General features: G+C 64.0%; 11 protein-coding genes and 3 tRNA genes. 4 read left to right on the top strand and 10 right to left on the bottom strand.

Annotated elements, in window-relative coordinates; all coding sequences use genetic code 11:
• Positions 1 to 16: 16 nt before the first annotated feature.
• From AC1TQG_RS23080 to AC1TQG_RS23065, 4 genes are all read right to left on the bottom strand, one after another.
• Positions 17 to 2,119 carry an iron ABC transporter permease gene (locus AC1TQG_RS23080; protein ID WP_482140613.1) on the bottom strand — a complete coding sequence of 701 codons (2,103 nt, stop codon included), beginning with the start codon at positions 2,117 to 2,119 and terminating at the stop codon, positions 17 to 19.
• Complete coding sequence (locus AC1TQG_RS23075) at positions 2,116 to 3,174, bottom strand: iron-siderophore ABC transporter substrate-binding protein (RefSeq protein WP_482140611.1); 1,059 nt, start codon at positions 3,172 to 3,174, stop codon at positions 2,116 to 2,118. The genes AC1TQG_RS23080 and AC1TQG_RS23075 overlap by 4 nt, the downstream gene beginning before the upstream one ends.
• Positions 3,171 to 4,076: an ABC transporter ATP-binding protein gene (locus tag AC1TQG_RS23070; protein ID WP_482140609.1), complete on the bottom strand. Its 906-nt coding sequence runs from the start codon at positions 4,074 to 4,076 to the stop codon at positions 3,171 to 3,173. Before AC1TQG_RS23070 ends, AC1TQG_RS23075 begins: the two co-directional genes overlap by 4 nt.
• A 167-nt stretch (positions 4,077 to 4,243) precedes the next feature.
• Entirely contained in the window at positions 4,244 to 5,089 is an 846-nt protein-coding gene (locus tag AC1TQG_RS23065) for a helix-turn-helix domain-containing protein (protein ID WP_482140607.1), read from the bottom strand.
• Positions 5,090 to 5,254: 165 nt separating this feature from the next.
• Here AC1TQG_RS23065 and AC1TQG_RS23060 point away from each other — a divergent pair.
• The 3 genes from AC1TQG_RS23060 (at position 5,255) to AC1TQG_RS23050 (ending at position 5,584) form a co-directional block, all read left to right on the top strand.
• Positions 5,255 to 5,327 (top strand) — tRNA-Glu (locus AC1TQG_RS23060).
• Positions 5,328 to 5,362: 35 nt separating this feature from the next.
• Positions 5,363 to 5,436 (top strand) — tRNA-Asp (locus AC1TQG_RS23055).
• Positions 5,437 to 5,507: 71 nt separating this feature from the next.
• Positions 5,508 to 5,584 (top strand) — tRNA-Phe (locus tag AC1TQG_RS23050).
• A 409-nt stretch (positions 5,585 to 5,993) separates the two neighbouring features.
• Here AC1TQG_RS23050 and AC1TQG_RS23045 read toward each other — a convergent pair.
• Positions 5,994 to 6,683, bottom strand: a complete 690-nt coding sequence (locus AC1TQG_RS23045) for a M23 family metallopeptidase (protein ID WP_482140605.1) — start codon at positions 6,681 to 6,683, stop codon at positions 5,994 to 5,996.
• A gap of 310 nt (positions 6,684 to 6,993) precedes the next feature.
• Between AC1TQG_RS23045 and AC1TQG_RS23040 the strand changes: the two genes are divergently transcribed.
• Positions 6,994 to 7,221 carry a hypothetical protein gene (locus tag AC1TQG_RS23040; protein WP_482140603.1) on the top strand — a complete coding sequence of 76 codons (228 nt, stop codon included), beginning with the start codon at positions 6,994 to 6,996 and terminating at the stop codon, positions 7,219 to 7,221.
• A gap of 10 nt (positions 7,222 to 7,231) precedes the next feature.
• On the opposite strand, the gene AC1TQG_RS23035 is transcribed toward AC1TQG_RS23040, so the two are convergent.
• From AC1TQG_RS23035 to AC1TQG_RS23015, 5 genes are all read right to left on the bottom strand, one after another.
• Positions 7,232 to 8,803: an ABC transporter substrate-binding protein gene (locus AC1TQG_RS23035; protein WP_482140602.1), complete on the bottom strand. Its 1,572-nt coding sequence runs from the start codon at positions 8,801 to 8,803 to the stop codon at positions 7,232 to 7,234.
• Between the two features lie 84 nt (positions 8,804 to 8,887).
• The gene (locus AC1TQG_RS23030; RefSeq protein WP_482140600.1) at positions 8,888 to 9,658 is read right to left on the bottom strand and encodes an SDR family NAD(P)-dependent oxidoreductase; all 771 of its coding nucleotides are present in this window, start codon (positions 9,656 to 9,658) and stop codon (positions 8,888 to 8,890) included.
• Between the two features lie 108 nt (positions 9,659 to 9,766).
• Positions 9,767 to 10,576 (bottom strand): SDR family NAD(P)-dependent oxidoreductase, encoded by an 810-nt coding sequence (locus AC1TQG_RS23025; protein ID WP_482140598.1) that lies wholly within the window; start codon positions 10,574 to 10,576, stop codon positions 9,767 to 9,769.
• Positions 10,577 to 10,630: 54 nt separating this feature from the next.
• A complete protein-coding gene (locus tag AC1TQG_RS23020) occupies positions 10,631 to 11,455 on the bottom strand; it encodes an SDR family NAD(P)-dependent oxidoreductase (protein WP_482140597.1) in 825 nt (274 codons plus the stop codon).
• A gap of 71 nt (positions 11,456 to 11,526) precedes the next feature.
• Positions 11,527 to 13,497 (bottom strand): flavin-containing monooxygenase, encoded by a 1,971-nt coding sequence (locus AC1TQG_RS23015; protein WP_482140595.1) that lies wholly within the window; start codon positions 13,495 to 13,497, stop codon positions 11,527 to 11,529.
• Positions 13,498 to 13,556 lie beyond the last annotated feature (59 nt).

Genomic DNA, 13,556 nt, shown 5'->3' with positions numbered 1-13,556 from the left:
GCAGCGGGGCACCAAGCTAGTCGCGTGAGCGGCTGAGCAGCCAAACGAAATAGGGTGCACCGACCAAGGCGATCATGAGTCCGGCCGGCACCTGGGCGGGCGCGATGAGTGTCCGGCCGAGGATGTCGGCGACACACACGAGCAGTGCGCCGAGCATCATCGAGACCGGGATGACACGTCCGTGCCGGGAGCCGACGATGCCGCGAGCGAGATGTGGTGCGACGAGGCCGACGAAGCCGACGACACCGACCGCGATGACGCTGAGGGCAGCCAGTAATGCCGCGATCGCGAGCAGGATCAGGCGGGTGCGTTCGAGCCGGATGCCGAGAACGCGGGGGGTGTCCTCATCGATGGCAATGATGTCGAGCTGGTGTCGCATCCCGTACAGCACCGGTACCGCGAGAACGAGGGCTATTGCGATCGGTATGACATCGGGGATCGTGCGCCCATAGGTCGTACCTGACAGCCAGGTGAAGATGCGGGGGGTGTCCCACGGATTGGCGCGCAGGAGAAGGAACGTGGTCACGGCGCTGATGCCGTAGCTGCAACCGATCCCGATCAGCACGAAGCGGTCGGGCAGGAGTCCACCGCGCCAGGCCAGCAGGGCGATGAACGCGAACGTCGCCATCCCAACGACGACTGCCATGACGATGATTGCCTGGCGCCCGCCACCACCGGCGGATGTCACCACGCTCACCGCGCCCAATCCGGCACCGGCCGTGATGCCCAGAATCCCGGGTTCGGCCAACGGATTGCGCACTGTGCCTTGCACAACGCAGCCCGCCAAGGCGAGCGCTGCGCCGGCGAGTACAGCGGCGGCCACGCGCGGGAACCGTTCGTCGAGAGCTCGTCCGACGAGGTCGGGTGCAGTGCCTTGAAGCCAGAGTGCGAGGTCGCCGGTACGGAGCCACAGGCTTCCGGCGAGCAGATCGACGATGATGGCCACGACCAGCAACACCGCCGCGATGATCACGGCGATGAGAAACCGGCGACGGGAGCGGATACCGATCCGTTGCGCAGGCGGCTGCCTGGTCGACCCCGAATCACGAAGTCGCAGTGCGAGGATCACGATCAGCACCGCGCCCAGCAGTGCGGTGGGAATGCCGGTGGGAATCGAGGTGGCGGCCTGGGCGCCCATCACCGCACGCAGCGAGGCGTCGGCGAGCAGGATCAGCAACGCCCCGAGCAATCCCGAGACCGGTACGAGGAAGATATGCCTGCGCAGCGTGTGCACGCGTCCGGCGATCAGGCGGGCCAGCACGGGGGCGGCGAGTCCGAGAAAGGCGATCGGTCCGGCCAAGGTCACCGAGATGGCGGTCAGCAGTACGGCGCAGATCACCGCGATGACGCGGGTGGACTGGATCGGTACACCCACCGCTGATGCGGCGTCGTCACCCAGACCGAGTACATCGAGTCGGCGCGAGAGTAGTAGTGCCGCGCAGAACACCACGATGATGATCGGGGCCGCGCGAACGAATGCGTCGATGTTCAGCTGAGCGAGCGATCCACTGCCCCAAGCGAACAGGCCGGTGGTGTTCTCCTTGAACAGGATGAGCAGCATCGCGGTCAATGCGTCGAGTGCCATCGCAATCGCTGCGCCCGCGAGGATGAGCCGTGTGGTTCCGGTGCCCGCCGCGCGACCGGAAAGTCCCAGGACCACGGCCGCCGCGGCGATGCCCCCGAGGAATGCGACGCCACTCGAAGCCCACAGCGGCACGGAGAGGCCGAGCGCGGCGACCAGCGTGAGTGCGAAATACGATCCGGCGGTGACGGCGAGTGTGTCGGGGGAGGCCAGGACGTTGCGGGTGATCGACTGCAGCAGGGCTCCGGCCACGCCGAGGGCGAAACCTACTGCGACACCGGCAAATAGGCGAGGCAGCCGCGATCCGGTCAGTACGTCCCGGACCGGTACGCCGCCGACGTTGTCTTCTGCTCCGCCGAGAAGGCGCAGCAGATCCCACATCCCGACACCGGATGTTCCCTGCGTGAGGTGCCACATCCCGACCAGGACAACCGCGCCGAGAAGCGTGGCCAGCACAGCCACTCCGCCGGCGCCGCGGCGAACGCCGACACCGGGCAGCGACTGCTGCCCGGTGTCGGTGTCACGCGTGGCGATCAAGCGGTGGTGAGGACGTCGACGTAGGCGTCTACTGCCTGCTGGCATGAGAGCGGGCCACCGGCGCCCCAGACTCCCGGCGGGAAGGGATACGCGCGTCCCTGCGCGGCGGCGGGCAGCGACGTCCAGATCGGGCTCTTCTCCAGCTCGGTGACATAGCTCTCGGCTTCGTCGTCGGTCGAGTAGAAGAGGTTGGCGTTGCCGACGGCGGTCAGGCCCTCGATGTCGGTCTGGGCGAGTCCGTATGCGGGATCCACTCCACCGCTGCCGTACACCTCGTTGATCTCGTTCGTCCAGGCCGAAGTCATTCCGAGCTGTTCGCCGAGCGCGGTGAACAGCGCCCCGTCACCGTAAGGGCGGATGATCACGTTTGCGCCTTCGATCCATCCATCGAAGAACAGGAAGTCCCGCGTGGGGAGGTCGACATTCGCGACCTTTGTCTTCGCTGCCGCGAGATGTTCATCGAACTGCTGCAGTACCTGGTCGGCCCGGTCGGTGCGGCCGGTGGCCTCGCCGATCATCGAGAACACGTTTTTCATGTTCCCGATCGGGTCTGCACCATTGGCCCCCAGTGTGGCGAGCACGGGTACGCCGCGTGCTTCCAGCTGGGCGATGATCTCGTCGTCGGCGCTGAATGCCTCGATGATGATGAGGTCGGGGTTCGTGGCGTACAGCGTGTCGAAGTCGGGCTCTTCCCGGGTGCCGATATCGGCGACGCCGGCGGGGAGCTCTTCGGCACTGACATATGTGCTGTAGCCCTCGGCGTCGGAGACCGCGACAGGCGTGACGCACAAGGTGAGTGCATCTTCGATCTGCTGCCACTCCAGCACCGCCACTCGCTTCGCGGGCTCGTCGAGTTCGACCGTGCGGCCGACACCGTCGGTCAACGAGACCGGGCCCGTGGACGTTGTCGTCGTGTCGTCATTGCAACTTTGCGAAGGCGGCGGCGCCACGGCGCTGCTGTCGGCCTTGTCTGCACTGGTGGTGCCACAGGCGCCGACGGCCAGCGCGGCGGCGAAAGCCAATGACGCGGTGGCGATTCGATTGAAGCGGGTCACGAAAGGTCCTCTCGAGTACGGATGGAACGGGGATGAGTGGCATCGACCGAGATCCGGGCGGGGTGCCGTCCGACGGGGTCGATGCGAAGTCGGTTCGTGCGGGGGTCGACGTCGACCTCGACATCGATCTCGTAGACATCGCTGATGTTTCGCGCGGTGAGAACCTCGAGCGGGGAACCCGCCGCGTGAATTCGTCCGGAAGACAACAGGATCAGGGTGTCCGCGACGCGCGCCGCGTGGTCGAGGTCGTGGAGGACGATCCCGACGGCAGCGCCGTGCTCCTCGGCGAGATCGCGGACCAGGTCGAGAGTCTCGATTTGGTACCGCAGGTCAAGGTGATTCGTGGGTTCGTCGAGGAGGATGACCTCGGTGTCCTGGGCGACGCAGGCGGCCAGCCAAACGCGTTGCACCTCACCACCAGACAGCTCTCCGGCGGCACGGTCGGCCATCTCACGCACTCCGGTGGCACTCATCGCGTGGTCGATGGCGCGGCGATCCTCGGCGGACAACCCCGCGAAGCCGCGGCGGTACGGGTGACGTCCGAACGCCACCACTTCGCTCACAGACAGGCCTTGCGGTGCGGGCCGTGATTGGGAGAACAGGGTGACTTCTCGGGCGAACTCACGTGCGCTGAGTAGTGACGCAGCCCGCTCAGGCCGGCCGTCGACGCCGCCGAGTCGTACCTGCCCTTCGTCGATCCGATGCAGGCGAGCCAATGAACGCAGCAGAGTGGACTTGCCGCTCCCGTTGGGTCCCACGAGGGCGGTGATGCGGCCGGGTTGCAGGGTGATCGAGACGTCGTGGACCACTGCGGTCTTGCCGTACCTCAAGGTCAATGCGTCGCCGACCAGAGCGGGTGCGCTCGTTGTCGCGTCTGGACGCGCAGCATCTGTGGAGGTCATGGAGTCAGCTCTGATCGAAGTGGCGGAGCACGTCACTTTCGGGGGCGTCGTTCAACCACCAGCAGGTCCGCACGTGTTCAGCAGAGGTTAGGCAACCCTTGCATAAGGGACTATAGGGGTGGATGGGCTTGTCTGCAATACAGACATTGAGACAACCGATACGGGATTCAGGACATCTCGCGAGGTTCCGGTAGCGTCCCGACGAAGGTGCCCGGGGTCGTTCCCATGACTCGCCGGAAGGCGTCGATGAAGGTGCTGGGTTGTGCGTAGCCCAGTAGTTCGGAGGTGGTCTGGACCGCGCAGCCTTCAGTCAGCAAGGTCAGCGCCTGGTGAACTCGCAGCACCTGTCGCCACTGTGCGAACGGCAGTCCCGTGGTGCTGCGAAACACTCGTGTGATCGTGCGCTCGCTGATGCCCAGGGTGCGCGCCCATTCGTCCAATGCGCGGTCGTCCGCAGGGTTTTCGAGTAGTGCCCTTGCGATCGCGTCGATCCTGGCATCGCCCGGCAGTTGTAGTGTGAGTTGATGTTTCGACGGCTCGAGTACGTCGAACACGACCGCCTCGGCCCTGGCCCTGGCGGTGCCATCGAGATCGGTGCGCCCCAGATGGGCGAGTAGGGACTCCAGCACCGGAGTCATTTCGATGGTGGTCGGTCCTTCGAACGCAACGGGTGTCTGATGGGGAGCGAAATACGCGTCAGAGAACTGCGCATTCGCTGTCAGCCTTCCCGCGTGGACCGTCCCGGCCGGTAGCCACAGCGCGTATCCATCCGAGACGGTGAACACGCGTTTGTCGATGATCGCCGTCAGCGTTCCCTTGCGCACCCACACCAGCTCGTGCGTGGGGTGCGAGTGCGGCTCGTACTCCAACGGCACACCGGCCGTTTCCGACTCGGCAAAGATGACGAACGACAGCGGTGTGCTGTCGGTGACCGTTGTGGACCGGCGGACCACAGTGCCCCGCTCGCGGCGCCACGACCCGACGCCCGCGTGATCACGAGTGGGCGAGGCCATGTCGATGACGATACTTCAGCCCCGGGCGCATCTGCCGACGGCGTCGAGTACCTCGGATGCCGTCCAGGAGCGCCGCTGACCCTGGAGTCTTCGCAGGTTGAGGGCTCGATTTCTCGCATTCGGCTGCGTGTCATATGCTGATTCAGCTCCCAAAGGAGAACACCGGCCCCCTTCGTCTAGCGGCCTAGGACGCCGCCCTTTCAAGGCGGTAGCGCGGGTTCGAATCCCGTAGGGGGTACGCATTGCCATCGTTCGCGATGGCAGAGCAAGCATGGCCCTGTAGCGCAGTTGGTTAGCGCGCCGCCCTGTCACGGCGGAGGTCGCGGGTTCGAGTCCCGTCAGGGTCGCTTAGATTTCCGGCTTGCCGGAGGGTCGCAAGCGATTGCGACTGACATCCAGGTTCGCCTGGGTGTCGTTCGGCCAGGTAGCTCAGTTGGTACGAGCGTCCGCCTGAAAAGCGGAAGGTCGTCGGTTCGATCCCGACTCTGGCCACCATCTATTTGTACAGTTCAGGGCGTATTGACGCCTATCTTGCCTACAGCGACCGGGCTCCCGACCTTCAGGCCGCTGACTATGTGGTCGTGCAAGTTCCCGCCAGAGGGTAGGGAGCGAAGGAGTGGGCCGCAGTTGTCGTCGCAGGCGGTGGCGGCTGAGTCTTCACGCCACGGGACCAGCTCGCGTGCAAGCCTTTCGGTGATCACCACACGGCGATCGATCGAATCGCGGCCCACCGGAAGGTGGAGTGGAAGATCCTGATCCGAGCAGTCCAGTGAGAGATAGGGCCCTGGCCTGCATTTCTGCAAGCCAGAGCCCTATCGGTGTCCTCGTTGGCAACGCGTGGCGCGGTTACGAACTCAACTGATCTTTCTGGTTGATCGTCTCGCGCCGGGCCTGCCCGACCGGATCAGTTGACGCTCACTCCGCGGTTGTTCAGCCACACCTCGGGGTCGATCTTGGAGCCGTCTTGCGCCCACACTTCGTAGTGCAGATGCGGGCCGGTGGATTGTCCGCGGTTGCCGACGGTGGCGATCTGTTCGCCGGCGCGTACCTGCTGACCGGGTGTCACAAAGCTTTCGTCGACGTGTCCGAAGACGCCGATGGTGCCGTCGTCTTGCTGGACCCGAACCCACTGTCCGAAACCGTCAGCGGGGCCGGACTCGAGAACTGTTCCGTCGGTGACCGCGTAGACCGGGGTGCCGATGTCGTTGGCGATGTCCAGGCCGTAGTGGGTGGTGCCCCATCGAGCGCCGTAGCCCGAGGTGACCGTGCCCGAGGCCGGCGATGCGGTGGGCCCTGCGCCCGGTTCGAACAGGTTCGGCGGTAGTAGGTCGCGAACGAGGTCGTCGAGTGGTGCAGGCAGCGTCACGTCCGAGGGCAGCGACGACAATGCGGGGTGCGCGGCCAGCGGTGAGATGGCCTCGAGGTTGATCGGGGTGGGCGCAGGCTGTGCGGCGGCCTGGGCGGCTCCGCCGACTGTCAGACCGATTGCGCCGGCCACGGCCACGAACGCGCCTGCTGTTGCCGTTGCCGGAATGACGCTACTTCTGGCGGTCCGGTGCTGACCCCCTCGGCTGGTGCGTGATGCGCAGTCCATGAGCGCCATGGTGGCGGGCAGGGACGGGGCCTGGGCATTCAGTCGGTGTCGAGCCACAAATATGTCCGTTTCGTAAGAGGTAACTTTTTGGTATCAGCGAGGACACGGAAAGGTTACTACGCCTAGCTTTGTTTGTCGCAGGCGGGCGGCGTGAAGCGGAACACGTGCCCGGCGGTGTTCGGCGCCCAGGTACGTGGATCCTCCGCATAGAGGCTTGTGAAACCGAGTAGCGCAGTACTCGTGTGTGCAGTCGAACCAGGTGGAACCGTCGTCTCTACGACGCAGACGATTGGGGTTGGAGGTGATCAATATGGCGTCCACCACCGAAATCCGGGAACGCAACCGGAAGGTTCTCTCCCGCGGTGTTGCGACCTGCGCGGCGGTTGCCTGGGCGGCAGTCCTGATTGCGTACGGTGACGATGCGGCCACGCCGCCTCGAGACTCTCCGCCGCCCGCAGCAATCAGCTCGGGCGCAACAGGCAATGGGCAGGGCCCCGGCATGCATGCGTTGCAAGCCGGGGCCCTTCCTATCTTTTGATGCGAGGAAGTCAGTCGGTCAGCCACATTTCTTCGGGCAGTGGTGATCCGAGTCCGTACATGACGATGCCTTGCACGTTGGGTCCGGCGATCACCGAGGGTGTCGACCGGACAAAGAACACGCCGGGAACTACTTCGGCGATGCGCTCCTGCACGATGTCGTAGGCCGCTTTACGCTCCTCGACGGTGGTGCCGACCCGACCGGCGTCGAGCGCTGCATCGAGCTGGGGGTCACTGATTCCGCTCATGTTGCCCTTGGACTGGGAATGGAAGCTGGTCCACAGTTCGGTGTCGGGATCCAGGACATTTGCCGACGTGACCACCATCTGGAAGTCCCGCCCGGCAACGACGGCGCCGATCGCGCTGGAGTCGAGGGCATTGATCCCGACTTTGACGTTGTCGAAGGCGCTCAGCTGGGCCTGCACGGCCTCGCCGGTCTGTTTGTTCTCGGTGGTCGAGAACGAGGTGAAGTCGAACGAGACGGGCTTGCCTTCGGCGGCGAGTTCATCGAACAGGGCCTGTGCTTCGGTTTTGTTGTTCTCTGACAACTGGATATCGCTGTAGAACGGGGAAACCTCGGGGAACAGCGTCGTCGGCACCACGCCCGCGCCGTTGTAGACGACGGTGTTGATGGTGTTGAGATCCAAGGCCAAGGACACGGCCTTGCGAGCCCTCTCGTCGTCGAATGGTGCGCGCCGGGTGTTCATCGCCATGTAGTAGCCACCGCCGGCATCGACGAGTTCGTTCTTCAGCCCGGCACCCTCGGCCTTTTGCAGGTTCGCGGCGTTCGATTCCGAGGCGAGGTCGACAGCGTTGCTCATGACAGCGTTGTAGCGCTGAGCGGCGTCAGGAACGAACTGAATCGTGAGTGTGTCGAGGTACGGCTTGGGTGCGTCCCAATAGCCCGGGTTCTTCGTGAGTGCAATTTCGTCCTGACGGGTCCAACTGGTCAGAGTGAACGGGCCGGCTCCGATCGGTGCCTTGTCGAACTCCTGCTTTCCCTTCTGCAGAGCGGTCGGGGATGCGATCCAGTTCAGGGTGCTGGTGACGACCGCTTGGGCGAAGTGCGAATTCGGCGTGACCATCGAGACTTTCAACGTCGTCGGGTCGATCACCTCGGTTCCGGCGATCTGTGGGCTGACCTTGCTCGCTCCCGCCCCCAGCGCCGGGTCACGCATGCGCTCCCAGTTGAACTTGACCGCTTCCGCATCGAGCGGAGTCCCATCGGTGAACATCAGGCCCGGCCGAAGTTTCATCGTGTAGGTGCTGCCGCCGTCGGTGGTCGAGAAGTCCTCGGCCATCTTGTATTCGATGTCGAGCGAATCGGGGGTGTTGATCATCAAGGTCCCGTAGAGCGCATTGCCGAGCTCGGGCTGAGTGGCCCATACATTTCCCAGTGCCGCCGGATCCAGGGTGCGTGGCTCGCTGACCTGGATGATGCGCCCGGCACCGCCGGCCACCGGATCCCCGACGTCCGCAGACGACCCGCCGGGGGAGGAGGACGAACCGCAGGCGGTCAGTAGGAGGGTGGCAGAACACACCGCAGCGATTGCCGCGGTGAGTAGACGTCTTTGTCGAATCATCGTCGACCTTTCAGTGAATTGACTTGTGGGCGAACCGAAGTAGATAGCAAGGTGAGAGTGGACTTGCCGGTCATCGACTGATGATCACATCGGTTCCCGATGCGGGCCTGCGAGTTGACCGCCGTCGACAACGAGAGATGTGCCGGTGCAGTAGGAGCTCTCGTCGGAGGCGAAGAACAAGACGGCGTTGGCGACGTCTTCCGGTTTGCCGAACCGGGCGATCGGCTGCTTCTGCACCGCCGACTCGAGGCGAGCGCGCACCTTGCCGGTGTTCTTGAGGACCATCGGCGTCTCGATGAACCCGGGATGGACCGAATTGACCCGCACGCCAAGTGGACCGCCCTCGAACGCCACAGTTCGGGTGAGGCCCGTGACCGCAAACTTCGACGCGGCGTACGTCGTCATCCCCGCTACGCCGACGAGCCCGTCGATCGAGGAGATGTTGACGATCGACCCACCTCCGCTTTCGGCCATGATGGGCAGGGCAGCACGCGTGCCCATCCACACCGAGGAGACATTCAACTCGAGGATTGCTTGATGACCCTCGTACACTTCGTCGACGATGTTGCCGACGCCGCGACCGCCACCGGCGTTGTTCACGAGCACGTCCAGCGGCGCGAATTGCTCGCTAGTCACCCGCAGTAGCTGATCCCAATCGTCCTGCGAGGTGACATCGGCGTGCACGAAGAGCGCCTGCGGCCCCAGCTCGTCAGCGACCGTCTTTCCCAGTTCGTCATTGACATCAGCGATCACGACTCGTGCACCTTCACGCAGGAATCGACGTGCGGTCTGCGCTCCGATGCCGCTGGCACCGCCTGTCACCACTGCGACCTTGCCTTCAAGCCTTGCACCCATGAATCTGGTCCTCTTCTTCCGCTATCGCGGATCACTTTGTTCCGCAGGCATATTCGCTCCGCGGTTGCGGGGTGCCTGTTGTCGATTTCGTCTTGTGGCCGATGGCAGCTACGCCATGAATGAACCACCGTTGATCCGCACCACTTGGCCGGTGATGAAAGAGCCCGCCCCAGAGGCGAGTTGCAGCGCAGACAGCGCGATGTCGCGGGTGGTGCCGACCACTCCGAGCGGCGACGCCGTGGTCATCATCGTGATGTATTTCTCTCGCTTGTCGTCATCGATGGAACCGTCGGCATCGGTCCAGTGCTGATTGGTCATACCCGTCTCGACCCATCCCGGAGCGATGGCGTTGACGCGGATGCCTGCCGATCCCAACTCCAGTGCGAAGGTGCGGGTCAATTGCGCAACGCCGCCTTTCGAGATCGCGTAGGTGATCCGTCCGGGGCTGGACCGGTCGAGGATGGCCGAGGTGAGATTGATGATGCTCCCACCGGCCGACATCACCCGACCCGCTGCCTGGCATGCGAAGAACGTGCCGCCGACATTGATGCGAAGTACTTTCTCGAGTTCCTCGGGTGTCACCTCGAGTGCGTTTCGCATGATCATGATGCCGGCCGCGTTGACCAGGATGTCCAGCCGACCATGCTGGGCGACAACGTCATCGACCGTTCTGGACACCGCAACAGGATCGGAGACGTCCAGGTGACGAGTGTCGATAGACAGGCCTTCGTTCCCGGCCCGCGAACGCGTCTGCGCCAGACCGGATTCGTCGATGTCCGTGGCGATCACACGCGCTCCTGCCGATGCCAGCACGATCGCCGTCTCCTGGCCGATGCCACTGCCCCCGCCGGTGATGAGCGCGACTTTGTCGGTCACGAGAAAAGCGTCGGTCACAGCCGGGATATGGCTGTCGGTCATATGTGCTCCGTTCTGGTTCCGCGGCCGGTGATCACAGACGCTCTGGCGCTCGAGCTAGGACGACGCATTCGAGAACGCGGCATTGCGGCCGATCTGGTCCTCGGTCATGCGCCAGGGACTCTGGATCACTGCGCCACCGTCGACGACCAGCGTCTGACCGGTCATCTTCGCGGAGAGGCCGGAGGCGAGGAACAGGACGGTATCGGCGATGTCGCGGCCGCGGGGCGGTGCGAGTGCATTGACGACATCCTCACCGAATGGGATCTCCGGGAGATCCCAGTTGCCGCCGCCGACGTTGCCGGGTGCGATCGAGTTGACCCGTACGCCGTGCTTGCCGTATTCATCGGCGAACGTCTTCACGAGCGAGACGACGCCGGCCTTGGCCGCCCCATATCCGGCATGGAAGCGGGACGAACCGATTCCGTCGACCGAGGTGATGGCGATGAGTGAGCCGCCCTTCTCATTCAGGATCAAGTGCGGGATAGCAGCTTTGAACACATAGAAGACCTGCGTGAGATTGAGGAGGATCTGCGCGTCCCAGTCTTCATCCGGGATGTCGGCGGCCTTGCTCCACATTGCGCCACCGACGATGTCGACGCATACGTCCAGTCCGCCCATCTGTGCCGCCGCCTCGTCGACCGCGCGCCGAGCCTCCCCGGAGTCGAGCACGTCGGCAACGATCGCGAATGCCTTGCCGCCCTCGGCTGTTATCTCCCGGACGGTCTGTTCGGCGCGTTCGGCATCCTTGTCGACACAGGCGACGGTGGCACCGGCCCTGGCGAGTTGCAACGCGGAACCGCGCCCGTTCCCGGCGCGCATGGGAATGAAGCCTGCGCCGACGACGATGGCGCGGGCCCCATCCAGTCCTAGATCGATCATGTTGTGTTCTCGGCTTTCTCTCGGGTGGTCAGTGCAGGGGACGTCGGGGTTGTGATGCGTCGCGGGGAGCGTCAGGCCACGGTCTCGAGTTCGTCGGTTCCGTCAGCATCCGAAGAGCCCTGTGCCACAGTGGAAAACGTGAAATCTGCTCGATTGAGATGCAGAAGCCGCGTTGCGAGCTCGAGTCCGGACATCGGGGTGCTCGTACCCAACCGCCCGTGCTCGTTGACGTAGTAGTTCCGCTTCGGGTTCGCGGCAGGATCGAGCCAGATGAGTTTGCTCGCCTCGTCGTCGATCGCATTGTTGTACTCCCAGAAGGCCTCGTCGGTGACCTCGGCGCAAGTGTTCCCGTCTTCTACGACGGCGACGATCACCCTGGCGATGTAACCCACCCACGACTCCATCCACGCGGGGAGCCCGCCGACGCCGATGCCGCCACCGGTTGCCGGCTGCGCGTTGGGGCCATAGAGCACGAACAGGTTCGGGAACTCGGGGATCGCGAGGCCCAGGTATGCCCGCGGACCTCCCGGCAGATTCCATCGATCTTCGATACTGACGCCGCCGCGTCCGCGGAAGTCGATCGGCCACAGCCATTTCGTCACCTCGAAGCCAACCGCGCTGAGCGCCATGTCGATTCGTCTCTCGGTGCCGTCGACGGTGACGATCCCATGCTCGGTGAACTTTTCGATGCCGTCGGTCACCAGTTCCACGTTGTCCCGGGTGAGCGATCGGTACCAGCCGTTGTCCACCACCGGACGGCGCGCCGCGGGCGTGTAGTCGGGTATGAGCTTTTCGACGAGGTCGGCGCGGTCATCGACCTGGGATCGGATGTACTGGGTCAGATTTGTCCGGAGCCGATCGTTGCTCTTGCTGAAAATGCCACCGGCAGCGCGCCATTCGGGATCCGGCTGGATCGTGTCGCGGGGATTGTTGGGTTTGAGTGCCGTGGTGCGGGCCCAGTTCCAGTAGTGCGGAATGTTGTCGAGAATCCACCGCATTTCCGGGCTCACGGTTTCGCCGTATCCTTCGCGGGGCGCGATCCATTGGGGGGTTCGCTGGAACACGTGAACCTGCTCGGCGTCCTCGGCGATCCGGGACAGAATCTGGACGCCGGTGGAACCGTTGCCGATGATCGCGACCGATTTGCCCTTCGCGCTGTGCTCGTCGGTCCACTCCGTCGTATGGATGACTTCGCCGGTGAACTCCTCGATACCCTCGGTGTCGAGCCTCTTCGGAGTCGAGAACAGCCCCGTCGCAGTCACGACGAAATTGCTGGTCACGTTCTCGGCCAAGCCATTTCGGTCGGACACCCGTAGCGACCACATCGATGACGACTCATCGAATTCGGCTGCCTGCACCTCGTGCTCGAACCTGATGTTCTGGAATACGTTGTATGACTTCGCGACCATCTCGAGATAGCCGCGCACCTCGGGTTGCCGCGCGAATTGTTCGGTCCACGGATGGTTTTTCACGAAACTGTATTCGTACGTGGTGCTCGCCGTGTCGACGCGCGCATCCGGGTAGGTGTTGATGGCCCAGGTACCCCCGACATCTGGTCGCCGCTCGTAGAGCACGTACGAGATGCCGAGTTGCTCGAGTTGGACGGCCATCGCGATTCCACACAGGCCCGCGCCGACGATGACAACGGTGAAATCATCGGCGCGGTCTGGGCGCTGCTCGGTCCACTTGGTGAAAAGCGGGAACTTCTCGACCGCGGGCATGGTCCGCGCCACCGCGAACTCTGCGTCTGTGAGCTCGTGACCCAGAGCGAGTTCCATCATCGCGCGGAGTTCATCTTCGTCGAGTTCTCGCGGGATGTACGTGGCGGCGTTGTTGGACACGAACTCTTCCGCTTTGCGGAACAGGTCCGCCCGCGATTCCTCGGCAATCGTCATCTCGAACGCGGCGCCGCTGCGGATCGGCACCAGCTCGAGCTTCATTGCCGCGAGCTCTTGATCGCCGGTGGCGTGCAGCAGCGCCAATCGCAGGGCGTGCAGATTCGAACTTTCCAAAGCTTTTCGCATGAAGACTTCGTTCAGCATTTCCCACCTTTTTTCATCATTTCGAAAAGTGTTTCGGAACTTGGTGGATTACGCTAGCC

The organism is Williamsia sp. Y844 (genome assembly GCF_056786475.1).
This window is presented reverse-complemented; position numbering and strand designations above follow the sequence as displayed.